This window comes from Arthrobacter sp. JZ12 (assembly GCF_035189165.1).
In the GTDB taxonomy this organism is placed as follows: Bacteria; Actinomycetota; Actinomycetes; order Actinomycetales; family Micrococcaceae; genus Arthrobacter_D.
Genome location: NZ_CP045246.1, coordinates 2809273 through 2833157, shown reverse-complemented (window position 1 = coordinate 2833157; position 23885 = coordinate 2809273). Strand labels below are relative to the sequence as shown.

23 protein-coding genes and 1 pseudogene are annotated in these 23885 nt (G+C 64.8%); 16 read left to right on the top strand and 8 right to left on the bottom strand.

Features of this window, described 5'->3' with window-relative positions; translation table 11 throughout:
* The first annotated feature begins 11 nt into the window (after window positions 1-11).
* The 5 genes from GC088_RS13190 (at window position 12) to GC088_RS13170 (ending at window position 5326) form a co-directional block, all read left to right on the top strand.
* Window positions 12-1007 (top strand): glutathione S-transferase family protein, encoded by a 996-nt coding sequence (locus tag GC088_RS13190; RefSeq protein ID WP_323959444.1) that lies wholly within the window; start codon window positions 12-14, stop codon window positions 1005-1007.
* Between the two features lie 165 nt (window positions 1008-1172).
* Window positions 1173-2225, top strand: coding sequence for a FecCD family ABC transporter permease (locus GC088_RS13185; RefSeq protein ID WP_323959443.1), 1053 nt, complete (start codon window positions 1173-1175; stop codon window positions 2223-2225).
* Window positions 2222-3292 carry a FecCD family ABC transporter permease gene (locus GC088_RS13180; protein ID WP_416377468.1) on the top strand — a complete coding sequence of 357 codons (1071 nt, stop codon included), beginning with the start codon at window positions 2222-2224 and terminating at the stop codon, window positions 3290-3292. Before GC088_RS13185 ends, GC088_RS13180 begins: the two co-directional genes overlap by 4 nt.
* A 1-nt stretch (window position 3293) precedes the next feature.
* Entirely contained in the window at window positions 3294-4181 is an 888-nt protein-coding gene (locus tag GC088_RS13175; RefSeq protein ID WP_323959442.1) for an ABC transporter ATP-binding protein, read from the top strand.
* A complete protein-coding gene (locus GC088_RS13170) occupies window positions 4178-5326 on the top strand; it encodes a siderophore-interacting protein (protein WP_416377467.1) in 1149 nt (382 codons plus the stop codon). The genes GC088_RS13175 and GC088_RS13170 overlap by 4 nt, the downstream gene beginning before the upstream one ends.
* Before the next feature lie 67 nt (window positions 5327-5393).
* Here the strand turns inward: GC088_RS13170 and GC088_RS13165 are convergent, their stop codons facing one another.
* The gene (locus GC088_RS13165; protein WP_323959441.1) at window positions 5394-6395 is read right to left on the bottom strand and encodes a diacylglycerol/lipid kinase family protein; all 1002 of its coding nucleotides are present in this window, start codon (window positions 6393-6395) and stop codon (window positions 5394-5396) included.
* Window positions 6396-6526: 131 nt separating this feature from the next.
* Between GC088_RS13165 and GC088_RS13160 the strand changes: the two genes are divergently transcribed.
* The 10 genes and pseudogenes from GC088_RS13160 (at window position 6527) to GC088_RS13115 (ending at window position 15193) form a co-directional block, all read left to right on the top strand.
* On the top strand, window positions 6527-6829 hold the full coding sequence (locus GC088_RS13160) for a hypothetical protein (RefSeq protein ID WP_323959440.1): 303 nt from the start codon (window positions 6527-6529) through the stop codon (window positions 6827-6829).
* Between the two features lie 4 nt (window positions 6830-6833).
* A complete protein-coding gene (locus GC088_RS13155) occupies window positions 6834-7664 on the top strand; it encodes an SGNH/GDSL hydrolase family protein (protein WP_323959439.1) in 831 nt (276 codons plus the stop codon).
* A 5-nt stretch (window positions 7665-7669) separates the two neighbouring features.
* Window positions 7670-8146 (top strand): annotated as a pseudogene (locus GC088_RS13150) (MarR family winged helix-turn-helix transcriptional regulator); the annotation flags it as partial.
* Between the two features lie 101 nt (window positions 8147-8247).
* Window positions 8248-9378: a glucose-1-phosphate adenylyltransferase family protein gene (locus GC088_RS13145; protein WP_323959438.1), complete on the top strand. Its 1131-nt coding sequence runs from the start codon at window positions 8248-8250 to the stop codon at window positions 9376-9378.
* A 258-nt stretch (window positions 9379-9636) separates the two neighbouring features.
* Window positions 9637-9873: a 50S ribosomal protein L28 gene (gene rpmB / locus GC088_RS13140; protein WP_026545364.1), complete on the top strand. Its 237-nt coding sequence runs from the start codon at window positions 9637-9639 to the stop codon at window positions 9871-9873.
* Complete coding sequence (rpmG, locus tag GC088_RS13135) at window positions 9873-10040, top strand: 50S ribosomal protein L33 (protein WP_078026306.1); 168 nt, start codon at window positions 9873-9875, stop codon at window positions 10038-10040. Before rpmB ends, rpmG begins: the two co-directional genes overlap by 1 nt.
* 4 nt (window positions 10041-10044) lie before the next feature.
* On the top strand, window positions 10045-10350 hold the full coding sequence (rpsN, locus tag GC088_RS13130; protein WP_323959437.1) for a 30S ribosomal protein S14: 306 nt from the start codon (window positions 10045-10047) through the stop codon (window positions 10348-10350).
* A 279-nt stretch (window positions 10351-10629) separates the two neighbouring features.
* Window positions 10630-10920, top strand: a complete 291-nt coding sequence (locus tag GC088_RS13125) for an HU family DNA-binding protein (protein ID WP_323959436.1) — start codon at window positions 10630-10632, stop codon at window positions 10918-10920.
* A 125-nt stretch (window positions 10921-11045) separates the two neighbouring features.
* Complete coding sequence (locus GC088_RS13120; RefSeq protein WP_416377466.1) at window positions 11046-13187, top strand: bifunctional copper resistance protein CopD/cytochrome c oxidase assembly protein; 2142 nt, start codon at window positions 11046-11048, stop codon at window positions 13185-13187.
* Window positions 13184-15193: an NHL domain-containing thioredoxin family protein gene (locus GC088_RS13115; RefSeq protein ID WP_323959435.1), complete on the top strand. Its 2010-nt coding sequence runs from the start codon at window positions 13184-13186 to the stop codon at window positions 15191-15193. The genes GC088_RS13120 and GC088_RS13115 overlap by 4 nt, the downstream gene beginning before the upstream one ends.
* A 20-nt stretch (window positions 15194-15213) precedes the next feature.
* On the opposite strand, the gene GC088_RS13110 is transcribed toward GC088_RS13115, so the two are convergent.
* From GC088_RS13110 to GC088_RS13080, 7 genes are all read right to left on the bottom strand, one after another.
* On the bottom strand, window positions 15214-16197 hold the full coding sequence (locus GC088_RS13110; RefSeq protein ID WP_323959434.1) for a hypothetical protein: 984 nt from the start codon (window positions 16195-16197) through the stop codon (window positions 15214-15216).
* Window positions 16198-16337: 140 nt separating this feature from the next.
* On the bottom strand, window positions 16338-17639 hold the full coding sequence (locus GC088_RS13105; RefSeq protein ID WP_323959433.1) for an ABC transporter ATP-binding protein: 1302 nt from the start codon (window positions 17637-17639) through the stop codon (window positions 16338-16340).
* Between the two features lie 36 nt (window positions 17640-17675).
* The gene (locus GC088_RS13100; protein ID WP_323959432.1) at window positions 17676-18527 is read right to left on the bottom strand and encodes a carbohydrate ABC transporter permease; all 852 of its coding nucleotides are present in this window, start codon (window positions 18525-18527) and stop codon (window positions 17676-17678) included.
* The gene (locus GC088_RS13095) at window positions 18524-19453 is read right to left on the bottom strand and encodes a carbohydrate ABC transporter permease (RefSeq protein ID WP_323962077.1); all 930 of its coding nucleotides are present in this window, start codon (window positions 19451-19453) and stop codon (window positions 18524-18526) included. Before GC088_RS13095 ends, GC088_RS13100 begins: the two co-directional genes overlap by 4 nt.
* Before the next feature lie 29 nt (window positions 19454-19482).
* Window positions 19483-20733, bottom strand: coding sequence for a sugar ABC transporter substrate-binding protein (locus tag GC088_RS13090; protein WP_323959431.1), 1251 nt, complete (start codon window positions 20731-20733; stop codon window positions 19483-19485).
* A gap of 313 nt (window positions 20734-21046) precedes the next feature.
* Entirely contained in the window at window positions 21047-21475 is a 429-nt protein-coding gene (gene panD, locus GC088_RS13085) for an aspartate 1-decarboxylase (protein WP_323959430.1), read from the bottom strand.
* A 103-nt stretch (window positions 21476-21578) separates the two neighbouring features.
* Window positions 21579-22439: a LysR substrate-binding domain-containing protein gene (locus GC088_RS13080; protein ID WP_323962075.1), complete on the bottom strand. Its 861-nt coding sequence runs from the start codon at window positions 22437-22439 to the stop codon at window positions 21579-21581.
* Window positions 22440-22593: 154 nt separating this feature from the next.
* Here GC088_RS13080 and GC088_RS13075 point away from each other — a divergent pair, with 154 nt between their 5' ends.
* Window positions 22594-23880, top strand: coding sequence for an MFS transporter (locus GC088_RS13075; RefSeq protein ID WP_323959429.1), 1287 nt, complete (start codon window positions 22594-22596; stop codon window positions 23878-23880).
* Window positions 23881-23885 lie beyond the last annotated feature (5 nt).

Sequence of the window (23885 nt, the reverse complement as noted above, 5' to 3'; positions counted from 1 at the left end):
AGGGTGAGCGCATGAGCGAATCCCAACACAGCACCAAGGGCGCCTACGTCAACGAAGGTGAAGAATTCACGCGGGACACCAACTACATCGAAACGCGTATCACCCGGGATGGTGCCGACGGCTTCCCGGTCGAACCGGGCCGGTACCGGCTGATCGCCGCGCGCGCGTGTCCCTGGGCTAACCGCTCGATCATCGTGCGGAGGCTCCTGGGCCTCGAGGACGCTATCTCCCTCGGAACGCCTGGACCCACCCATGACAAGCGGTCCTGGACCTTCGACCTCGACCCTGATGGCAAGGATCCTGTCCTCGGGATCGAACGGCTGCAGGACGCCTATTTCAAGCGCGACCCGCAGTACTCCCGGGGCATCACGGTTCCGGCCATTGTCGATGTGCAAAGCGGCGCCGTTGTAACCAACAACTATCCGCAGATCACGTTGGACTTCTCAACCGAGTGGACCGAGTACCACCGCGAGGGAGCGCCGGAGCTGTATCCGGAAGATCTGCGGGAGGAAATCGACGCCGTCAACAAGCGGGTGTTCACGGAAGTGAACAACGGCGTGTACCGGTGTGGTTTCGCGGGTTCCCAAGAGGCGTATGAGGAAGCCTACGATCGCCTGTTCACCGCTCTGGACTGGCTGGAGGAGCGGCTGACGGAACAGCGGTACCTGGTGGGAGACACCATCACCGAGGCGGATGTGCGGCTATTCACCACACTGGTGCGCTTTGATCCCGTCTATCACGGTCACTTCAAGTGCAACCGCAACAAGCTCACCGAGATGCCGGCTTTGTGGGGCTATGCCCGCGATCTCTTCCAGACGCCCGGCTTCGGTGACACCGTGGACTTCGATCAGATCAAGAAGCACTATTACGTGGTCCATGAGGACATCAATCCCACCCGGATTGTGCCAAAGGGTCCGTCACTTGAGAACTGGTACACCGAGCACCAGCGCGAACGGCTCGGGGGACGCCCCTTCGGGCGCGGCACACCGCCGGCTCCGGCCTCCTGATCTCCGGAGCTTTCGTGCAGCTTCGGCAGCTCGGCTGAGCACCGGGTCGCCGAACTGCGCGAAAGCCACGGAAATAGCGAACAGAACCGTTTCCTAATGCTTGTCACCATAGGCTAGCCTTACTTAAGTTCGAACCGACCCCGGTACCGGCTTGAGGAGGCGCGCATGGCACTGGATGCCCCTGCCTCCTCGCCTGCCCTCAACCATCGGCGTCGGCGTCCCCTGCATGGGGGTAGGGTTCTCCTGTTCGTCGCGTGCCTTCTTGTACTGTTCCTCGCCGGGATCGCGTCCCTGGCGATCGGTGCCCGCGCAATCAGCATTGAGATCCTCCTGCAGGCACTGACCCAGTTCGATCCGTCGAACGGCGACCACGCCGTCGTACTTTCGCGACTGCCGCGAACGGTACTCGGCCTCCTTGCCGGCGCCGCTCTTGGACTTGCCGGAGCTGCCATGCAAGGCGTGGCACGTAACCCGCTCGCCGATCCCGGGATTCTCGGCGTAAACTCAGGCGCCGCGCTCGCCGTGGTGATCGGTATCTTCGTTTTCGGCGTCACCAACTTCACCGGGTACATCTGGTTTGCGTTCCTGGGCGCGACGGCGGCTGCCCTGCTGGTCTACGCCGTCGCCAGTCTGGGACGTGACGGCGCCACTCCCGTCAAGCTCGCCCTCGCCGGCGCCGCGCTCTCAGCCGGGATGGTTTCCCTGGCCAACGCTGTGCTGGTTTCCAGCAGGCAGACCTTCGATACCTTCCGGTTCTGGCAGGTGGGCACCGTATCCGGACGAGGCTGGGACGTCATCGGGCCACTGATCCCGTTCCTCGCCGTCGGCATCATCCTGACCCTCCTCACCGGCAAGGTGCTCAACAGCCTGTCCCTTGGTGACGACATTGCACGCGGACTGGGCCAGAACGTTGTGCTTGCCCGCGCGCTCACGGCACTGGGCGTCGTCATTCTCTGTGGCGCGGCCACCGCGGCAGCGGGACCGATCGCCTTCGTCGGACTGGTAATTCCGCATGTGGTGCGCGCGTTCACCGGGCCCGACTACCACTGGATCCTGCCCTTCTCCATGGTCCTGGCGCCGGTTCTCCTGTTGGTGGCCGACGTCGTGGGACGGATTATCCTTCCCCCGGGCGAGGTGCAGGTTGGGATCGTCACCGCGATCATCGGCGCCCCCGTATTCATCTGGCTGGTCCGACGCCGGAAGCTGGCTGAACTGTGAGCGCCGCGACCCGCACACCTGCTCCCGCTGCCGCAAATGCGGCTACCCCGGGCTCGGCCTTTGCCAAGCGCCGCAAAGTACGCGCCCAGCGCGCGGTCAAGCTCGGTGCGCTGGTCTTCCTCGTGATCCTTTTCAGTTCCGTCACGCTGCTGCTCGGCCGCTACACCGTCACTATTCCGGACTTCTTCCGGATCATCGGCGGCGCGGACATCCCGGGGGCCAGCTTCATCGTGATGGAAAACCGCATCCCGCGCGTCCTCATCGGCGCCATGATCGGTGCGGCCTTCGGGGTGGCAGGAGCCATCTTCCAGACCATGCTCCGCAACCCCCTAGCCAGCCCGGACATCATCGGCATCAGCTACGGAGCAAGCGCGTCCGCCGTCCTGGCCATCGTCCTGTTCGGGGCCTCCGGGCTGCCGCTCGCCGGCTGGGCCATGGTGGGAGCTTTGGTAATCGCGCTTGCCATCTACGCCATCTCGAAGCGCGGGGGAGTGGCAGGCTATCGGCTGATCCTCGTGGGGATCGGGTTCTCGGCCGTCCTGCAGTCAATCGTGAGCTTCCTGCTGACCCGCGCCGACATCAACCTCGCGTCCGAGGCCCTCGTCTGGCTCAACGGCTCGCTGAACCAGAGCAACTGGGAGCGGTTGACCGTCCTGGCGCTCGCGCTCGCGGTCCTGGTACCCGTCGTCGTCGTGCTCTCCCGGCCCCTTCGCGGGCTGGAACTCGGTGACGATGCCGCAGCCGGCCTGGGAGTCAGCGTGGAGCGGTCGCGGCTCGCGCTCGTCGTCACCGGGGTGCTGCTTGCGGCGGTTGCGACGGCGGCAGCCGGGCCCGTCTCCTTCATCGCTTTCCTCTCCGGGCCGATCGCCCGGCGCTTCCTCGGCGGTCACCGCCCGCTGCTCACCGCAGCGCTGGTCGGCGCGGTGATTGTCCTCGGCGCCGATTTCGTGGGAGCCAACCTGATCCCCGGGGTTTCCCTGCCGGTGGGAGTGATCACGGGCGTGCTCGGCGCACCGTTCCTCCTCTGGCTTCTTGCCACATCCAACCGATCCGGCCAGGGAGGCTGACATGAGGTTGAACGCCAAGGACCTGACCCTCGCCTACGACAACCGGACGGTGGTCGAGGGTCTAACCGTCGAGCTGCCTGAGGGCAAGGTGACCGTGATCGTGGGCGCAAACGCCTGCGGCAAGTCGACCCTGCTCCGCGGGCTGGCGCGTCTCCTCAAACCCGCTTCAGGAACCGTGCTGCTGGACGGCAAGGACATCCACTCCCTCTCGACCCGTGCCGTGGCAAAGACGCTGGGCCTGCTTCCGCAGACGCCGGTGGCGCCGGACGGTATCGCCGTTGCGGACCTCGTGGGCCGCGGCCGCTATCCCCACCAAGGCTGGTTCCGCTCCTGGACCCCTGACGACGACGACGCCGTCGCCGCCGCAATGCGCGTCACCGACACCCTTGAACTGGCCGACCGCAACGTTGACGAGCTATCCGGCGGCCAGCGCCAGCGAGTCTGGATCGCCATGGCACTGGCGCAGCAGACTGACATTCTCCTGCTCGACGAGCCCACAACCTTTCTCGACGTCACGCACCAGGTCGAAGTCCTCGACCTCATCACCGACCTCAACAGCCGCGCGGGAACAACCGTGGCGATCGTGCTGCACGACCTCAATCTCGCCGCCCGGTACGCCGACCACCTCATCGCGATGAAGGGCGGTCGGATCGTGGCGCAGGGGATGCCGTCGGAGGTTGTGACTGAGAAGACTGTGTCCGAGGTCTTCGGACTGGATTCCCGTGTGATCGAGGACCCGGTGTCCGGCACGCCCATGGTGGTGCCTATCGGACGCCACCACTCTCGCACGCAGCAGAAACAGCAGAACGAGGACCCCCGGCAACGCCCCGGATTTCTACCGAACCCGCAGGACGGGCTATCCGCACCCATCATGGAGGCAGCATCGTGACCGACGTCAGCACAACCCGTCCTACCCGCCGAACCGCCGTACGCGGCGCATCGGCGCGGGATGCCGGAAAGCAGGCTTCGGCCTCAAGCACGACGCCGGCCATCCGCGCCTTCAACGTCGAGGTGCGCCGGGTGGAGGCTGTAGGAGCGAACTTCCGCCGGATCACCTTCGGGGGTGCCTGCCTTGAGGACTTCGGCGTCCAGGGGCATACCCTGGACCTCCGCATCAAGGTTCTGATTCCTCCGGCCGGCAGGGAGTGCATGGATGTGGGCGCACTCATGGACGGAGCCGGCAGCGGCTGGTACCAGCAGTGGCTCGCCATCGATGCGGCCGAGCGCGGTGCCATGCGCACCTACACCGTCCGGGAATCACGGTGCGACCAGGACGTGCCCGAGCTCGATGTTGATTTTGTGATGCACTTCGACGCCGACGGCAACGGCGGCCCCGCCTCCCAGTGGGCCGCGGCAGCAGCGCCGGGGGACCGCGTCTGGGTCATCGGGCCCAACGTGCACGCCGCCACCTGCTCAACCGCAGGAGCCTACGGAGGCATCGAGTGGCGTCCGGGGCTGGCGCAGAACGTCCTGCTAGCCGGCGACGAGACCGCTGTTCCTGCCATCAGCGCCATTCTTGAGTCGCTGCCGGAGGACATCCGCGGGCACGCTTTCCTTGAGGTGCCGGACGGTTCGGACTGCCAGGACATCCAGACCCGGTCCGACGTCGGCATCAGCTGGCTGGTCCGCGGTGGACGCCCGCACGGTGAACTGCTCGACGCCGCCGTCCGCCAGGCTGTGAAGGTTCCCGGCTGGGTTTCATTGGCGGCTCCGTTCAGGGTGAGCCTCGGTGCCGACACACCGTCCGGCCAGGCGCTTCGTGCGGCTGCGAACGGCGCCGCCGGGCCGGAGCCGGAGGAGATCGACATCGACACGACCATCCTGTGGGAAACACCGCAGCTCCTAGACGCCTCGGCACTCGACGGCTCCCTGAACCCGGACAAGCCCTCGGGCGCGCTGCCGTTCTACGCGTGGATCGCCGGCGAGGCCGCCGTCGTCCGCGGTCTGCGGCGCTACCTGGTGCGCGACGTCGGAATCGACCGTAAGCAGGTCGCGTTCATGGGCTACTGGCGCCAGGGCAAGGCAGAGGGCTAGGGAGAGTCTTTTCGAAAGGTGCATGCAGTGCATGCACCTTTCCGGAGGCGGCCTACCCCCTTTAGGACTACGGTGTGGGGTTCGTAAGGATCGCCGGGTCCTTCTTGCCGTAAGGCATGCGCAGCTTCAGCGACTGCGGTTCCACGCGCAGAGCCATGTGTGTGCCCTCGCCGTGGGTGTCGCCGTCGAGCTCAATCTCGAGCGGGCTGCCCACAACCTCGATCTCCGCGGACTTGCACTGGAAGTACTCGAGTGACGGATCCTTGCCCTTGCCCCTGGCGATGAGCTTGCCTAGTACCGCAAACCAGCCGAAAGCGCCGCTGGGGGCGACGGTCATGATGTCCAGGAGTCCGTCGTCGAGCTTGGCGCCCGGGAAGATCTCCAGGCCGCCCATGATCTTGCCGCAGTTCCCACCCATGACGCTGCGCAGGCGGCGGTTGATGCGGCGCTTGCCGTCCAGCGTGATGCGCACCCTCGAAGGCTTGCCGGGCAGATTGCGGATGCCGGCGTCCACATAGGCCAGCCAGCCCACCCGGTCCTTCAGGTCGTCCCGGGTGTTGGCCATCACCGCAGCGTCGAACCCGAGGCCGGCCATCACCAGGAACACGTGGGCGTCCTGTGCGCGGTCCATATTCACGTACACCACGTCGATGAGCCGCTCGGTGCCTCCCAAAGCCGCTTCCACTGCACCGCGGGGATCGTCCACCGCGATGTCCAGGTTGCGTGCAAGCAGGTTTCCCGTACCCAGCGGCAGGAGACCGAGCGCGGTCTCAGTTCCCGCGAGCTCTTCGGCCACGCAGCGGACGGTACCGTCACCGCCTGCGGCAATAACGACGTCGACTCCTGCCTTGAGAGCCTCCCTCGCCTGGCCGTGGCCCGGGTCTTCGACGGTGGTCTCCAGGAAGAGGGGTTTCTCCCAGCCCTTCTCGAGGCTCAGTTCGGTGACGATGGCGCGGATGTCCACATCCGTGGGCTTGACCGGGTTCAGGATGACTGCGGCGCGCTTCACCCTCCGCTCCGAATGTTCCTCGGTACGTGCTTCTGACTCAGTGTCCGGCAAGGAAGCCATGGGTATTCTCCTGGTGAGATGATTTCGTAACCGAGCTTAGCGTCTGGACACCTGGGCGTGTGCCCGTCTGTACGCGGGCATATGCTGGGTGGGCCAAAACCGCGTTCCGCGGGATTGCAGAAGGAGGAGTTATGACCAAGGATCAGGACGAGTCCAGCATCAACCCTGCCAACGCGCAGGAAGCCATCGCGCAGGAAGCCAACGGGCAGGAAGTCAGCGCGCAGGAAGCCAGCGGGCAGGAGGGGGAGCGGCGGGACAACCTGGGGCAGCAGGGCAACCCCCTCGGCGGCTCGCCCACTTTCCCGGACCCTGCGGGCACCCGCCCTACCGGTGACGCCACCGGGTTCAACGGCTCCTACACGGAGACCGAGCACCACACCCAGCGCGAGTACGACGCCGAGAACCAGCACCCCGAGTCCCAGAAGGAGGACTAGGCGGTTGGATAGTTCGGCGGCAAGCGGCGAGTTCGGGCAACGCTACGTCGCACTCGGCGATTCCTTCACGGAGGGCGTGGGGGACTGGGATGAGCGAAGCCCCAATGGTGTCCGCGGCTGGGCCGACCGCGTTGCAGAGCAGCTGATTCTCGCCGACTCGTCCTGGGGCTACGCCAATTTGGCCATCCGCGGGCGCAAGCTGCGCCAGGTGCTCGACGAGCAGGTCGACGCGGCGCTCGCCCTGAATCCCACCCTCGTCACGATCTACGCGGGCGGTAACGACATCCTGCGACCCCGCATCGACCTTGATGCGCTTCTGGCGGACTACGACGCCGGTATCTCCCGTCTTCGCGGCAGCGGTGCGGCTGTGGTTCTCTTCACCGGGTTCGATTCCTCCAAGTCCGCGGTCTTCGGCAAGACGCGTGGCCGCACCGCCATCTACAACGAACTCGTGCGGGAGATCGCCGACCGTCACGACACCGAACTTGTGGACTACTGGCGACTGCGTGAGTTCCAGAACTGGGATTACTGGGACACGGACCGGATGCATATGGCTACCTCGGGACACACCCTGATGGCAGTGCGGGTCCTTGAGGTGCTGAAGTCCGCCCACACCATCGAGTTGCCCGAGCTGGAACGCCGTCCCGCCCTGTCCCGGCTGGCGCAGCTCCGCAAGGACGCAGCATGGGCACGCGATTATCTTGGCCCCTGGGTGGGAAGGCGACTGCGGAGGCAGTCCTCCGGGGACACCCTCAAGCCGAAGTATCCCACTCTGACCCAGCCGGTCTGGTGCCGGGAAACATCAGGCGTATCCCGGGCGGGTCTGGAAGAATGACTGCCATGACAGGCACCCGGTGGCTCACACCCTCGGAGCGGCAGGCCTGGTTGGCACTGTACGCCGTGACCACCATGCTTCCGGGAACCTTGGACGCGCACCTGAACCGGCGTGCCCGGATCACCCTCTTCGACTACCACGTGCTCGCGATGCTTTCCGAAGCGGAGGAGAGCACCCTGCCCATGAGCGAGCTCGCGGCGCGATCCAACGCTTCGCTGTCCCGCCTGAGCCACGTGGTCACCAAGCTCGAGGGCCGCGGCTGGGTCCAGCGGAGCCAGAGCACCCGGGACCTTCGCGTCACCACGGCGTCCATCACAACCGAGGGCCTCCAGAACCTGCAGGGGCTCGCGGAGGAACACGTGGAGTACGTCCGGTCCATGGTGTTCGACGGGCTGGATGAGCAGGACGTCGCGGACCTGGAGCGGGTGGGCAAGAAGATTCTTGCTCGGCTGGACAACTCACACTGGATCCTCCGCCAGTCGATGGAGGCGAAGCCGGTATCGAACAACGCGGAAGTGCACAGTGTGGAATCCAGCAGCGTGGATTCAGCAGTGGAATCGAACAGCGTGGAAGTGAACCGAGTATGACAGCTCCACCATCAGTCCTGGCCGTGATCCTCGCCGGCGGCACCGGAGGGCGCCTTGGCGCCCTCACCGACCGCAAGGCCAAACCCGTGGTGCCGGTGGGCGGCACGTACCGGCTCATCGACATTCCGCTGTCCAACCTTCATCACAGCCACATCCCTGATGTCTGGGTGGTGGAGCAGTACCAACCGAAATCGATCAACGACCACCTTGCTAACGGAAGACCGTGGGACCTGGACCGAACCAACGGCGGACTGCGGGTCCTGCCGCCGTTCCAGGGCGAGCACGGTGAGGGCTTCGCGGAAGGCAACGCCGACGGCCTCTACCGGCAGGCGGAGTTCATCCGCGAATTCGCACCGGACCTGGTTCTGGTGCTCAGCGCAGACCATCTCTACCGGCTCGATTACCGCGATGTCGTCAGCACCCACCAGCGCACCGGAGCGGCGCTCACCATGGTGACCACCCGCTTCGACGGCGACGCTTCCCAGCACGGCGTAGTCGAGGCGAAGGACGGGCTGGTCACCGGTTTCGAGTACAAGCCGGAAAAGCCGCGCACCGACCTGGTGGCTGCGGAAATCTTCCTCTACAGCGCGGACGTCCTGCTGGATACGCTCTCCGAGCTGAAGGAACGGGATGGGCAACTGGAGGATTACGGAGACCAGCTCATCCCGCACCTGGTTGAGAACGCGAAGGTGGCCGAGCACCGGCTCGAGTCCTATTGGCTGGATCTAGGCACCCCCCAGAACTACCACCGCGCGCACATGGACCTCCTGGCCGGAGAAGGCCTGGACTTTGACAACCCGGAATGGCCAATCCTCAGTGCAAGCCCACGGCGGCTCGGCGCCTACATCGGCGACGGCGCTGATATAGCTTCCAGCCTCATCTCACCCGGAGCGCGCGTCGAGGGGACGGTCCGGCACAGCGTGATTGGACCGGATGCGATCGTCGAGGCGGGCGCCGTCGTCGTCGACTCAGTGGTACTGGACCGGGTCCGGATCCGGTCCGGGGCAGAGATACGCACCGCCATTGTCGATTCCGAAGCCGAGGTCCCCGCCGGCCGCAAGCTGGGCGAGGACGGAGAAGTCACCGTGGTCAACGGGGACGGACGGAAAGACCCCCAGCAGGGCTGACTGGCCATCCGGCTGCATGGGCAATTGGTCTTAAACCGTGCCAGCTCCTAGAATAGAGGGGCATCAGTTGGCGAAGCGTGCGCAATCGCTCCGGTTTGCGGGATTTTTCCTTCCCGAGGGCCGGTAGTTAGGGGCTCAGGTTGCGCAGGATAGCGCGTCCCAAGCGGCTTCAGCCGCCACATACGGGCGCCGCTGATTGCTTTCCATGGCAGGTAGCACTGGCTGTTTCCTGTTTTATTCAATCATTGGAGGATCGTCATGGCAGCTCACTGCCAGGTGACTGGGGCCGAGCCGGGCTTCGGGCACAGCATTTCGCACTCGCACCGCCGCACCAAGCGTCGGTTCGACCCGAACATTCAGAAGAAGCGCTACTGGGTTCCGTCCCTGCGCCGCAACGTAACGCTGCAGGTTTCCGCCCGCGGCATCAAGACCATCGACGTCCGCGGAATTGACGCCGTCGTCGCCGAAATCCAGGCGCGGGGAGTGAAGCTCTAATGGCCAAGGACAAAGACGTACGTCCGATCATCAAGCTGAAGTCCACCGCCGGCACCGGGTACACCTACGTGACCCGCAAGAACCGCCGCAACGACCCGGACCGCATGGTTTTGAAGAAGTACGACCCCAAGATCCGCAAGCACGTCGAATTCCGAGAGGAGCGCTAAACACATGGCTAAGAAGTCAAAGATTGCTCGCAACGAGCAGCGCAAGGTCATTGTTGAGCGCTACGCGGCCAAGCGCCTCGAGCTCAAGAAGACCCTTGTGGACGAAAACGCAACCGACGAGGCTCGCGAGGCCGCACGTCTGGGCCTGCAGAAGCTTCCCCGCAACGCTTCGCCGGTCCGCCTGCGCAACCGCGACCAGATCGATGGACGCCCCCGCGGCACCATCCAGAAGTTCGGCATCTCGCGCGTTCGCTTCCGCGAGATGGCACACCGTGGCGAGCTGCCCGGTGTCTCCAAGTCGAGCTGGTAAGCATCCGGGACTGCTGAGCGCAGCATCCTGAGAATCGGGACGGCAACCGAAAGGTTGTCGTCCCGATTGCTTTAAGCTCTCCTGTCCATGTTCCGGGAACGCCGGACCTGCCGATGCGGCGGGACCGATGCAGCTGGATCGCCCCGATTCCGCTAAATATCGGGCGGAACCCCCCTGAATCTGCGGGGTTATGCGGTTGAAGCTGGTAGGTTTTCCTCCAGAAGCTTCGCCAGAACGGTGAGGTTCTGATCAATCCGTACGAGTCCAGGAGGACAAACATTGGCTAAGAAAGAGACCAAGAACCGCAGTGAACTGGTTGCCGAGGTAGCAGCGAAGGCTGACACCAGCCAGACTGCCGTGAACAACGTGCTCGATGCCCTGTTCGAAGTTCTCGCTTCCTCCGCCAAGGATGACGTCAAGGTCAGCATCCCGGGCTGGCTGGCAGTGGAGCGCACGGAGCGCGCAGCCCGCACCGGCCGCAACCCGCAGACCGGCGAAACCATCGAGATCGCAGCCGGCAGCAGCGTCAAGCTGACCGCAGGCTCCAAGCTCAAGGCTGCCGTCAAGTAAGTCTTCGGATTCGAGGGCTGTCACCGGTCGGTGGCGGCCCTCAATCTGCTTAACGTGCACCCGGCGCATGTTGCAGCCGTGTGTCCCGCCACCTTAGTTGGCCGTAGTTCTACTGCGGGTAGACAATGGAAGGCGTGGCCACAACAACGAACAAGTCCAGGCCCGGCTCTGCCGGCGCTACGGCCAAGCCCGAGGTCAGGACAGCCTGGCTGGTAGCTGCGGCCGCCGTCGTGCTTGTTGCGGTGGTGCTTGCCCTCGCCTTCTCAGGCGCGGCTGCCCCGCGGCAGTTGAGCGACCCTGGGGCGCTCACCCGCTGGGGGCTCCCGATTTCCAAAGCGGTGCACAACATCGCCGTCGCCGTGGTGATCGGCTCGCTGGTCTTTGCGGTGGTCATCCTGCCCCGCCGCGTCCGCTCGCGGAGAGAAAATGCGCGCGACGACGCCGCTAATGGCGCAGACGAGGATCCGGCCTTCGCGCGGGTCATGGCGATGGCGTCCACGGCCGCAGTGGTCTGGACGCTCGCTGCACTGGCCGTCCTGGTGCTCACCTACTCCGACGCCGCCGGACTTCCCCTGAGCAGCGATCCCAGCTACACGCAGGGCCTGGCCTCCTACCTCACCGACTTCGACACCGGACGCGCCTGGCTGTCCACCACCATGATTGCGGCGGTAGTCGCAACCATGACCTTCGGGGCAAGGTCCAGCCTGTGGCTCGGACTCACCCTCCTGCTGGCCCTCGGCGGCCTGATCCCGATGGCGCTGATCGGCCACTCGGCCAGCGGCGACGATCACAACGCGGCCGTGAACTCGATCGCCCTGCACCTGGTGGGCGTCTGCCTCTGGGTAGGTGGGTTGATTGTCCTCGCCGCGATCGGCGGGAAGCTAGGCAAGCAGACTACGTCGGTGCTGCACCGCTACTCGGCTCTTGCCGTCTTCGCGTTCGCACTGGTCTTCTTCTCCGGCCTCATCAACGCCAGCCTCCGTATCGGCAGCCTCGCCCAGCTCGGCTCCGAGTGGGGGCTGCTGGTGACCTTCAAGGCGATCGCCACCATCCTGCTCGGCGGCATCGGCCTGATGCACCGCCAGTGGATCATCCCGCAGCTGGACACCAACATGTCGGCCCGGCGGGTGCTGTGGCAGCTCATCGCCGTCGAGCTTGCGATCATGGCCGCCGTGTCCGGTGTAGCAGTGGCGCTGGCGCGTACGGCTCCGCCACGCTCGGAGGAACTGGCGTCAGACGCCAGCCCCGCGCGTATCCTCACCGGCTACGAACTGCCGCCGGAGCCGACGGCGATGCGCTGGCTCACCGAGTGGCGCCCGGACTGGCTCTGGATCACCTTTGCGGTGACGGTGGGAGTTGCCTACATCCTCGGCATGCTGAAGCTGCGCCGACGGGGGGACTCCTGGCCGGTCCTGCGCCTCATCTGCTGGCTCGTGGGCCTGATCGCCCTCACCTACTTCACGTCCGGAGCGCCGGCCATCTACGGCATGGTCCTGTTCAGTGCGCACATGGTGGACCACATGGCCCTGACCATGGTGGTTCCGCTGTTCCTGGTGCTCGGCGCGCCGGTGACGCTTGCGCTGAAGGCGCTCTCGCCGCGCCGCGACGGAAGCCGCGGAATCCGGGAATGGATCCTCGTGATCGTCCACTCCCGCTTCTCGGCGGTCGTGACGCATCCGATCTTCGCCGCGGCGAACTTCGCGGGATCGATCGTTGTGTTCTACTACTCGCCGCTGTTCGGCTTTGCCCTACGGGAGCACGTGGGCCACGAGTTGATGATCCTGCATTTCCTCCTGACCGGATACATCTTCGTGCTGAGCATGATCGGCACCGATCCTGTGCCCCGGCGCGCGCCCTACCCGCTCCGCCTTCTGCTCCTCTTCGCCACCATGGCGTTCCACGCCTTCTTCGGGGTGGCGCTGACGGGCAGCACGTCGCTGCTGCAGGCCTCCTTCTTCGGGAACATGGGTCGCGAGTGGGGCCCCTCTGCCCTTGAGGACCAGCAGATCGGCGGTGCAGTCACGTGGGGCATCGGTGAGGTGCCCACGCTGCTGCTGGCCATCGGCGTCGCAATCATGTGGTCACGGAGCGATGCACGGGAGTCACGGCGCAAGGACCGTGCCGCAGAGCGGAATAACGACGCCGACCTCGCGGCTTATAACAAGATGTTCGCCTCGCTGGCGGAGCGGGACCGTTCCCGCGCCGCCGGCCCGTCACGCCCGCCTGCTGCAGCACCGCGTTCAACCCCACCAGGAGAATCTGAATGACCGAAACCCCGCTTCGCGTCGGCTACCGCGTCCGCGCTTCCGAGCTCGTCGGACGCAACTGGCTCAACACGGGCGGCCGGCAACTGGCCCTCGAGGACCTCCGCGGGAAGATTGTCCTGCTGGACTTCTGGACCTTCTGCTGCATCAACTGCCTGCACGTGCTGGACGAGCTGAGGCCGCTGGAGGCCAAGTATTCGGACGTCCTGGTGACGGTCGGCGTGCACTCGCCGAAGTTCGAGCACGAGGCCGACCCAGTGGCGCTCGCTGCCGCCGTCGAGCGGTACGAGATCCACCACCCGGTACTGGACGACCCCGAGCTGGAGACCTGGCAGGCGTACACCGCCCGCGCCTGGCCCACCCTGGTGGTCATCGATCCCGAGGGCTACATCGTGGCTCACCTCTCGGGTGAGGGCCACGCCGCGGGCCTGGAGTCACTCGTTGAGGAACTCGTTGCCGAACATGAGGCAAAGGGTACGCTGCACCGCGGGGACGGGCCGTACGTTCCCGCCGAGCCCACGGCCGGGGACCTTCGCTTCCCGGGCAAGGTGGTCGCCCTGCCCGCATCCGGCACATTCCTGGTCGGCGACAGCGGACACCATCGGCTGGTGGAGCTGGAGGCCGACCTCACCACGGTGCGGCGCACCATCGGGTCCGGCACGCGCGGTTTCGCCGACGGCGGGCCCGAGGACGCCCAGTTCAATGAGCCCCAGGGCCTGGCCCTCCTGCCGGCGCACATTGCGCGCAGGGCAGGGTACGACGTCGTCGTGGCCGACACTGTGAACCACCGCCTGCGCGCGGTGTCACTGGAAACCGGCGCGGTGGCCACCATCGCCGGCAACGGGATCCAGAGGTTGCTCGACGCGGGCAACCAGGTCAAGGCGCGCCCGGTCGAGTTGCAGGAGGCCTCACACGACTTGGGCGGCGACGCAGAGGACATTCCGGAGGATGCCGCACCGCGGCTCGAAGACACCTTCCTCGGTACGGATGCCCTGAACATCTCGCTCTCCTCTCCCTGGGACGTCATCTGGTCGACCACGCTGGAGCGGATCGTGGTGGCGATGGCAGGCACGCACCAGATCTTCACCGTGGACCCGCTGACGGGTGCGGTGGACATCCTGGCCGGTACCGGCCTGGAGGGCCTGCTCGACGGCGATGCCACCGCCGCGTGGTTCGCGCAGTCATCCGGGCTGGCCGAGGATGCGCATGGGAACATCTGGGTTGCGGACTCGGAGACGTCCGCCCTGCGCGTGCTGAGCTTCCTCACCGTCAACGGCAGGAGCCGGATCCAGGTGCAGTCGGCCATCGGCACCGGACTGTTTGACTTCGGCTTCCGGGACGGCGACGCGGCGCAGGCGCGGCTACAGCACCCGCTGGGCGTCACGGCATTGCCGGACGGATCCATCGCGATCGCCGACACCTACAACGGTGCCGTGCGCCGGTACGACCCGGCCACCCGCCAGGTCTCAACCCTCATGCGCGGTCTGGCCGAACCTTCCGACGTCCTGGTTGACCAGGCGCCGGTCGAGGACGGCGGCGAACCGCTGCTGATCGTCGTGGAGGCGAACAGGCACCAGCTCATTCGCGTTCCGATTCCGAAGGAAGCGCTCGCGGTCGATGAAGGTGCGTCCCAGACGCAGCGTCCCAAGACCGCCGTGGTTCCCGGTGCCTTCGGCATCACGGTGCGTTTCAGCGCACCGAAGGGCCAGAAGCTCGATGACCGGTGGGGCGACCCGACGCAGTTGAAGATCTCATCTTCGCCGGAGTCACTGCTGGTGTCCGGCGGAGGCACCGGGATAGGTCTGCAGCGGGAGCTTGTACTGTCCGACGAGGTTCCCGAGGGCGTCCTTCATATCACCGCCCGGGCGGCGGCGTGCGACGGTGAGCCGGGCGGCGAGATTCCGGACCACGCGGCGTGCCACCTGTACCAGCAGGACTGGGGCATTCCGGTCAACCTCAGCGCGGACGGGGAAACCGGGCTGACGCTGGACCTGCGCGGGCTGGACTGACGCCCCGTACTGCCTGACGCCTAGTACTCGACGACCGGCGTTACGGTGATCTCTTCGTCGGTCACGGCCAGGCGAGCCGTGAACCCGAACTCCTGCGGGAGGTCCACGGGTTCAATGACGCCGGTGAAAAGGTCCTGCAGGCTCGTCTTGAGCTGGACCGTGCCTGTCAGCGGGGAGATCACCCAGCCGCCGTTGAACGGTTCGATCTTCGCGTCGGGATACTGCGTGATGCTCCAGGTGATTGGCCCTGCCACCCGGCGCTCTGTCTCGAAGCCGAACGGGCAATTGGTGGGTTGGAAGACTGCCTGCTTGGCGCAGCCGTCCAGGAAAGTCTTGAGCTGCGCGTTGACGGCTTCCCTGAGCGCGGGAGTGGCAGCGGTTTCCAGATTCACGTTGCCCGGACCCCGTTGCCGGTCAGTCACAGCCACGGTCTGCGCAGGGGCGGCGAAGAATTCACTCGTGTAGTGCGCTTCGATTTCTGCGGGATAAAAGACGGCGAAGCGGTTCCGTCCCTCGGGCATCAGCACACGGGTGCCGTTGAGTGTTGCCTCGTTCTGGTTGATGACGGAGACCTCGACCGTGGGCAGCGTGGCCGGCACAAACTCCCAGCGGCTGAAGAACAACCATTCGGTCCCGGTCTTTTCCAGAAGCATGGGTGTTGTGTGTTCGGCGCCGTCGATGGTGTAGGTGACGTCCACCTGGGCTCGGTTCCCACCGGTGGAGACGGGCTGCGCGACCGTAACATCCTCCATCCCGGCCGCTGCGCGCTGCAGGGCAGGGCCGTCCAGAAGAGCCGCGTTGGCGTCCGGGACCGTGGCGTTCAGCAGCCCCAGCGCCCGTTCGCCCTCGCCCTGCCGCAGCGCCTCGAGGTAGCTCTCCACTTGCTGGTGGGGCCCGAAGACCTGCGTGTTGACCAGTGTGACGGTGGTGATGGCTGCTGCGATCGCGAGCATCAGCCCAAGCAGCCAGGCGGCCAGGACTCGTATGACTCGGGACGATTGCACGGTCCTACGTTACCGAATGGGGCTGAAAGCCCTGCCAAATGATGACGACGCCGGCACTTACGCAAGTGCCGGCGTCGTTCCTGGGTGCTGGGAATGGCAGTGTGGGCTTGCCTGTCAGCTTGCCCTCTCAACCTGCCCTGTCAGCTTGCCGCGGCGTGGCTGCCTCCGCTGCTGCCGGCGGGCTGTGCCGAACGCGCGTCATCGCTGTTGCGGGCTGTCGCGATCTCTTCAGCTCGCTGCTCGCTCGCCTCGGCAGTGAGGGCTGCTCCTGCTTCGGCGTCACGCGTAAGGTTTTCACCGGTTTCGGCGTCGAACAGGTGGAGCTTGCGGGTGTCCACCCAGATCTCCGCCTCCCGGCCCCCGCGAATGCGGCTGGCAGCATCGAGGGTTACGACCACCTGGGGCCGCAGCTCATCGGCGTCCATGTCGCGCGCAAGGTTGTTCAGCAGCTCCCGAACCTCGGGTGAGGGATCGAAATTGATGTAGCCGTATTGCTCGTTGCCCAGCCACTCGGTGTGCGTCAGGGTTGCCCTGAATGTCGAGCCGTACGGCCGCTTGGCTTCGTCGACCAGCTTGGCGTCCTCGAAGAACTCAGGGCGGACGCCCACCAAAACCACCTTGTGCCCGGAGGCCTTCGCGATCCGGTCCTCGGGGATCTCAAGATCGCCGAGGGAGGTCCGCAGCTTGCCGTTCTCAATGGTGGCAGGCAGGAAGTTCATCGAGGGGGAGCCGATGAAACCCGCAACGAAGAGGTTGACCGGCTGCTCGTAGAGCTCGCGCGGTGAGGCTATCTGCTGCAGCACGCCCTTCTTGAGGACGGCTACCCGGTCTCCGAGGGTCATAGCCTCCGTCTGGTCGTGGGTGACGTAGATGGAGGTGGTGCCAAGGCGCCTCTGCATCTGAGAGATCTCAGAGCGCATCTGTCCACGCAACTTAGCGTCGAGGTTGGACAGCGGCTCATCGAACAGGAACGCATCCGCGTGGCGGACGATGGCCCGCCCCATGGCCACGCGCTGCCGCTGGCCGCCGGAGAGGTTCGCGGGCTTGCGCTGCAGATGGTCGGTCAGCTCAAGGGTGGCCGCCGCCTCCGTCACCAGCCGCTGCACCTCATCCTCGCTATGCTTGCCCTTTGCCAGACGCAACGGGAAGGCAATGTTCTCGAAGACCGTCAGGTGCGGGTAGAGCGCATAGTTCTGGAACACCATGGCCAGGTTGCGGTCACGCGGGGCTTTGGAGTTGACCCGCTCACCGTTGATGTAAAGGTCTCCGGAGGTGATGTCCTCCAGGCCAACAATCATGCGCAGCAGGGTGGACTTTCCGCAGCCGGACGGGCCCACCAGGATGATGAACTCGCCGTCCTCGATGTCGATGCTGACATCATTGACGGCGGGAAAACCGTCGCCGTACTGCTTGACGATGTTCTTCAGCGTTATGGAAGCCATGTTCTTCTGATCCTCTTTCCTCAGTCTCTTCGGTTCTTAACCCTTGACTGCGCCCTGGGTCAGGCCTGAAACGATCTGCCGCTGGAACAGCAGGACCAGCAGCACAACCGGGATGGTCACTATGATTGCCGCCGCCGAGATGGCGCCGGTCGGGGACTCGAACTGCGAAGCGCCCGTGAAGAAGGCGAGGGCCGCCGGCACAGGTCGGGCGGCCTCGGTCGACGTCAGTGAGATGCCGTACACGAAGTCGTTCCACGCGATGAAGAAGGCGATGATCGCCGTCGTAAAGACGCCCGGAGTGGCCAGCGGAACGATGGCCTTGCGGAATGCCTGCCACGTGGTGGCGCCGTCCACCTGCGCTGCCTGCTCAAGTTCCCACGGAATCTGGCGGAAGAATGCCGCCAGGGTCCAGATGGAAATGGGAAGGGTCAGCGACAGGTAGGGAATGATCAGGCCCAACCAGGTGTCGTACAGCCCGATGTTCCGCCACAGGTTGAACAGCGGCGTCACGATCGAGATGACCGGGAAGATCGACACGGCCAGCGCCGTGGTCAGGATGAGCCGCTTACCCGGGAAATCCAGCCGGGCGATGGCGTAGGCGCACAGTGTCGCCAGCACAACGGCGATGGCCGTCGCGATAAGCGAAATGCCGATCGAGTTCCAAAGCGCGGTAAGGAACAGTTCCTGGGCGTCGCCGACCAGGATCTGTTCGTAGTTGGCCAGCGTCGCCGCACCCGGGGAGGGGAGGAAGCTGCCGTTGGTCAGGTCACCGGCCGACTTGAAGGAGGTGGCAAGGATCGAGGCCACCGGGAACAGTGCGTAGATGAGGACAAGGATGGAGATGATCGCCCAGATCACCTTTTGCTTACCGGTCGATTTCTCCTTCATCGCTTACCTCCTGTTGATCCGGAGAGGTCCACCTTGAACACCTTGATTGCTATGAAGCTGATCAGGAGGACACAGGCGAAGAGCAGCACAGATACTGCTGAGCCGAGTCCCAACTCCAGTCGGGTAATGGACGTTCGGTAGGCCAGGAGCGAGAGCACTTCCGTGCCGTACTGGCCGCCGGTCATGATGAACACGTTGTCGAATATTCGGAAGGCATCCAGTGCACGGAACAGGACCGCCACCATGATGGCCGCCTTCATGTTCGGGATGATGACCTTGCGCATCTGCTCCCACCAGGTTGCGCCGTCCACCTTCGCGGCCTCGGTCAGCTCATCGGGTACCTGTGCCAGTCCGGCAAGGAGGAGGAGCGAAATGAACGGGGTGGTCTTCCAGATCTCGGAGGCCATGATCACCGGCAGCGCCGTGCTGGCCTGTGCGAACCAGTTGAGGTCCGGATCGATCCCGGGCACCCAGTCGAACCAGCTGTTCACATAGCCGGAGCTGATGTCGAAGGCGTAGAACCATGCGTACGCGGAAACCACCGTGATGATGCCGTAGGGCACGAGGATGGCTGTGCGGAGCCAGCCCCGCACTGCCTTCAGCGCCCGATGCATGACCAGCGCCAGCGCGAAGCCAAGCACCAGTTCGACGGCGACGGTCACCAAGGTGATCAGCACCGTAACCGCGAGGTCCCGCCACCACACCGGGTCGCTGAGGATCGTGACGTAGTTCTGGAACAGGACGAACTCTCGTTCGTCCGGGGCTGTCAGCCTGAATGCGTACAGGGAGTCGAAGAATGCCTGGAGGATGGGGTAGAGGGTGACGGCCAGCATGATGACAAAAGCCGGCCCCGCGAGGATCCAGCCCAGGCGCCGCTCGGCCTTGGCGCGGTCGCTGTAGTCGGTGTTCTTGCCGTTGGCCTTCATTGCCTCCGGGTTTTTGGTGATCGTGCTGGTCACAGCAGTCTCTCCCCTCTCAGCACGGCGGTGATGAAGTCCGCCGATTGCTCCGGTGTGGTTTCCGGCTCAACCTGTTCCGGGGGCGTCCAGGTCTGCTGCAGGCCGCTCGAAATCTCGTTGTAGAACCGGGTTTGCGGGCGGGGCGCCGCAAGTTCCAGGGATTCACGGATGGTTTCCGCCATCGGGAACAGCTCTTCGATCTGCGGATCCTCATAGGCTTCCGAATTCGACGGCGGATTGCCGTTGGTCAGGAAGTACTCGGTTTGGTTCTCCGGCTGCACAATGCACTCGATCGCTTGGTACGCCAAGTCGGGTGCATCGCTGGCGGCCCCCACGCCGAGGTTGATACCGCCCAGCGGGGGAGCGGTCTCCTGGCCTTCTGCTACCCGCGGGTAGAGGGCCCAGCCAATGTCGTCGAGGACGGACTGGTCGAGGGTGCCGTCCTCCACCGCGCCCTGCGTTGCAGGCCAGACGAACGGGTAGTTGACCATGAAGGAACCGGTCTCGCCCTGGAACAGCGTCAGCGACGTGTTTTCCGTTGAGGTTGCCAGGCCTGGGCCTCCCAGTCCCTGATCACCGATCGTGCCGATGATGCGCGCAGCTTCACGCCCGGCTTCGCTCTCGATTCCCAGTTCAATCTCGTCCGCGGGAGCTTCGGGGTTCTCCAGGATCGTCCCGCCGGCCGACTCGACAAGCGAGTTGATCCACACCGTCATGGACTCGGCCTGCGATCCCTGGACGCCAAGGTCCAGTTCCTGGGTTGAGGCGACCTCGATGAGTTGGTCCCAGGTGACGGGTTGGGACATGTCCAGACCTGCTGCCTCCGCAACGGATTTGCGATACCAGAGAATCTGCGTGTTGGCCCAGAACGGTACGGTGACCAGCTCGTCCTCGTAGGTTGCGCCGGCCAGTGCACCTTCGAGAGTGTTCTCGGTGGTGCTTGTTGCGACGTCCTCCGGGACCGGAGCCAGGAAGGTGGCCAGTTCCGGAACGAACGGCGGGTCGATGCTCATGATGTCGAGGGAGTCGTCCCCGGCTGCGAGGCGCCGCGCCAACTGCTCCCGCTGAGCCGCCGCGTCGTTCGGAAGCAATGAGGTCTCGATGGCATACTCGCCGTTTGCTTCCTCGGTGCAGCGCTGGGCAATTTCCGCCTGGCCGCCGGCGTCCGGGTTGATGTACCACGTCAGTGTTGGCGTACCCGAGTCGCCTGGCCCACATCCCGTGAGCAGAACTGACGCCAATCCCATTGAAGCTGCAAGCGCAGGCCCGGGACGCTTCCGGATCCGCCCTTCTTGCTGTTTGATCCTGCGATCTCCCGGCATACGTACCTCGCCTCCACATCGAGCCTGCACGATTCGGCCCTCCGACCATTTATGGGAGGACCTAAGCAACCTTATCTTTTTGACCCTAAGGCCTGACGGAGAAATTCGCTAGGAACGATGGACGTTTGATGCTCGCTTTCTTCTCCGAATGGCGTAAATGCCGAAAGATACGAATTCGGGAAAAGAAATGGCTCCGCGGGAAATCCCGCGGAGCCATTTCCGATGCTGCTGCTGCCCGTTAGAGGACGGCTGCGTTGTTCAGGGCGAAAGGCGGACGCTGCAAACCCTCGGTCAGGCCTTCGGCCGGGTCATTGCCCAGTTCAATGATGCGGTTGTCAGCGTTCACGTGAACGACCGTGGGCACGTAGGAACGCGCCTCTTCGGTGGTCATTGCTGCATAGGTGATAAGGATGACGGTGTCGCCCTCATGGACGAGATGGGCCGCGGGTCCGTTGATACCAAGGACGCCGGAGCCCCGCTCGCCGGCGATCGTATATGTCTCAAGGCGGGCGCCGTTGGTGACGTCCACAATCGAGACCATCTCACCGGGCAGGATGTCCGCTGCCTCGAGGAGATCGAGGTCGACTGTCACTGAACCCACGTAGTGAAGGTCTGCGTGGGTGACCGTGGCGCGGTGGATCTTGGACTTGAACATTGTGCGATTCATCAGCGTCAATTCTACGCGGGCACACCCCGGCGTGCTATGTGTGCTCAGGCACGCAGCTGAGCAGACGTTTCTTTCTTCTTTGTACTTCCGCTTGTACTTCCGCTTACGCGTCCGCGGACTTTCGGAGGGCACGGCCAAGAATGGCCGAGGTCAGTGTTTCGACAAGCTCCTGGTTGGCGAGGGGATTGCTCTGCAGGGTGAAGTCCACATCGCCCAGTTCGGGTAGGTTGAACCGGTTGGAGACCTGAACCAAGTCCTCCGGAATCAGGGACTGGGGGAAGACCGCCAAGCCAATTCCAGCCCGGGCGGCTGCAAGAACCCCGTTGATCTCGCGCGTGTTGCAGGTGATCCGCCAGGTCCGGCCCGCCTTCTCCAGCGCCTCGATCGCCATCTGCCGGCTGAGGCTGGGGGCCTGGTAAGCGATAAGGGGTACGGGTGCGCCGTCGTCGAGCGTTGTCTTGCTGTGGCCCGCCCAGACCAGGCGGTCGCGCTGCACCAGGGTGCCCTCGCCCGTGCCGGCCATGTACTTGATAAGGATCAGGTCCAGCTGCCCGGCACGCAGCCGGCGCAGCAGCGGCGGGCTCTGGGTCACCGTCAATTCGAGGTTGATCTGCGGATAGAGCTGGCGAAAGTGCCTGAGGATGCGGGGCAGCTGGGTGATGGCCAGGTCGTCGGCGACGCCGAAACGAAGCCGGCCCCGCATCGCTGACCCCGAGAAGTAGCTCATCGCCTGCTCCTGGGCTGCGAGGATGGTCCGCGCGAATCCTGCCATGGCATCACCGTTGTCCGTGAGCCGCACCTCCCGGGTATCCCGGGCGATGAGCGTTCGCCCGGCGGCCTTCTCCAGTTTCCTCACGTGCTGGCTGACCGTCGGCTGGCTCAGGCCAAGGCGGGCAGCAGCTCCGGTGAAGCTGCGGGTTTCCGCAACCGCCAGGAAGGATTTCAGTTGAAGCGAATCGAACATCATTCCTCCTCCTACGGGGAAAGCCGCCGCCCCTTCCCCACCAAACATTATTGCGCTTCTCAATAGTACTTATAGGCTCGATCGCTGTTCCTAATGAATTCCCTGCTGACTAGCGTGGAAAGCAACCCCGATCCCCTTACTCAGGAAGCTTCCTTTGGCACCCCCACCGCCCTCCGCGCCGGCCGGAGATCCCACGCTGACCGCACCCATTCCTGTCATCGCCCAGCGCCCGGCCTGGCGCGACACCTTCATCTCGCTCCGGATCCCCAACTTCCGCCGCTTTGCCGTCTCCCACCTGATCGCCGTTGTCGCGATGTGGATGCAGCGCATCGCCCAGGACTGGATGGTGCTTGAGCTTTCCGGCTCAGTGACCGCCGTCGGAGTAACGGTGGCGCTGCAGTTCGCTCCAATGCTTCTTCTCGGTCCGTGGGGCGGAGTGGTGACCGACCGCTACTCCAAGCGCACGCTCCTGATCATCACTCAGAGTGTCGCCGGCGCAATGGCGGCATCCATGGCGGTGCTCGTGCTGACCGGGCTGGTACAGGTGTGGCACGTTTATGTGATTGCGTTCGTGCTCGGACTTGCCACGGTGGTGGACGCGCCGGCGCGGCAGGTGTTCGTCAATGACCTCGTGGGAGGGACATACCTGCGCAACGCGATCAGCCTCAACTCCTCGATCTTCCAGTTCGGAGCGATGGTTGGACCTGCGGTCAGCGGAGCGCTGATCGTCGCTGTGGGAGGCGGATGGGCGTTCGCCATGAACGCGGTTGCCTGCTCCTACACAGTATTGACGCTGTGCAGACTGCGGACCGACCAGCTGAACAGCGTTGCCCCAGCGCCACGCGCCCGCGGGCAATTGCGGGAGGGCGCCCGGTACCTCATCCGTAAGCCGACCATCCTGTGGAGCACCGTGTCAGCGGGCTTCGTCGCGGTGTTTGCCCTGAGCACGCCGGTGCTGATGGCTGCATACGCCGACGACGTCTTCGAGTCCGGTCCGGGCGGGTACGGCCTGCTCAACACATCGCTGGCGGCGGGCTCCCTGGTGGGCGCGCTTGCCTCCACACGACGGGGCGCTCTCCGGCTGCGGGGAGTGCTCGGCGGCATGAGCGCCTTCGGAGGTTTCATGGTTATTGCGGCCTATGTTCCGGACCAGTTCCTCTTCAGCGTCCTGATGTTCTGTGCAGGGATCGGCAGTCTCTGGTTTATCACCGGAGCCAACCAGTTGGTTCAGGTGTCCACCAACCTGGCGATTCGTGGCAGGGTCATGAGCCTGTACATGATGGTGCTCATCGGCGGGCAGGCGTTGGGAGGTCCCATGATCGGATGGTTCGCCGAGTACCTCGGCGCGCAGTTGGCAATGGTGATTGCCGGAGGTGTGCCGGTGCTGGCTGCGGGAGCCATCGCGCTGCTTCTGGCCCGCAGGGGAAAAAAGTCCGTTTGATGTGG

Bases quoted from the DNA above. Each gene is read 5' to 3' on its own strand.
- GC088_RS13190 (WP_323959444.1), top strand. From the start codon at position 12: ATGAGCGAATCCCAACACAGCACCAAGGGCGCCTACGTCAACGAAGGT.
- GC088_RS13185 (WP_323959443.1), top strand. From the start codon at position 1,173: ATGGCACTGGATGCCCCTGCCTCCTCGCCTGCCCTCAACCATCGGCGT.
- GC088_RS13175 (WP_323959442.1), top strand. From the start codon at position 3,294: ATGAGGTTGAACGCCAAGGACCTGACCCTCGCCTACGACAACCGGACG.
- GC088_RS13165 (WP_323959441.1), bottom strand. From the start codon at position 6,395: ATGGCTTCCTTGCCGGACACTGAGTCAGAAGCACGTACCGAGGAACAT.
- GC088_RS13160 (WP_323959440.1), top strand. From the start codon at position 6,527: ATGACCAAGGATCAGGACGAGTCCAGCATCAACCCTGCCAACGCGCAG.
- GC088_RS13145 (WP_323959438.1), top strand. From the start codon at position 8,248: ATGACAGCTCCACCATCAGTCCTGGCCGTGATCCTCGCCGGCGGCACC.
- rpmB (WP_026545364.1), top strand. From the start codon at position 9,637: ATGGCAGCTCACTGCCAGGTGACTGGGGCCGAGCCGGGCTTCGGGCAC.
- rpmG (WP_078026306.1), top strand. From the start codon at position 9,873: ATGGCCAAGGACAAAGACGTACGTCCGATCATCAAGCTGAAGTCCACC.
- rpsN (WP_323959437.1), top strand. From the start codon at position 10,045: ATGGCTAAGAAGTCAAAGATTGCTCGCAACGAGCAGCGCAAGGTCATT.
- GC088_RS13120 (WP_416377466.1), top strand. From the start codon at position 11,046: ATGGAAGGCGTGGCCACAACAACGAACAAGTCCAGGCCCGGCTCTGCC.
- GC088_RS13115 (WP_323959435.1), top strand. From the start codon at position 13,184: ATGACCGAAACCCCGCTTCGCGTCGGCTACCGCGTCCGCGCTTCCGAG.
- GC088_RS13105 (WP_323959433.1), bottom strand. From the start codon at position 17,639: ATGGCTTCCATAACGCTGAAGAACATCGTCAAGCAGTACGGCGACGGT.
- GC088_RS13100 (WP_323959432.1), bottom strand. From the start codon at position 18,527: ATGAAGGAGAAATCGACCGGTAAGCAAAAGGTGATCTGGGCGATCATC.
- GC088_RS13095 (WP_323962077.1), bottom strand. From the start codon at position 19,453: ATGAAGGCCAACGGCAAGAACACCGACTACAGCGACCGCGCCAAGGCC.
- GC088_RS13090 (WP_323959431.1), bottom strand. From the start codon at position 20,733: ATGGGATTGGCGTCAGTTCTGCTCACGGGATGTGGGCCAGGCGACTCG.
- panD (WP_323959430.1), bottom strand. From the start codon at position 21,475: ATGAATCGCACAATGTTCAAGTCCAAGATCCACCGCGCCACGGTCACC.
- GC088_RS13080 (WP_323962075.1), bottom strand. From the start codon at position 22,439: ATGTTCGATTCGCTTCAACTGAAATCCTTCCTGGCGGTTGCGGAAACC.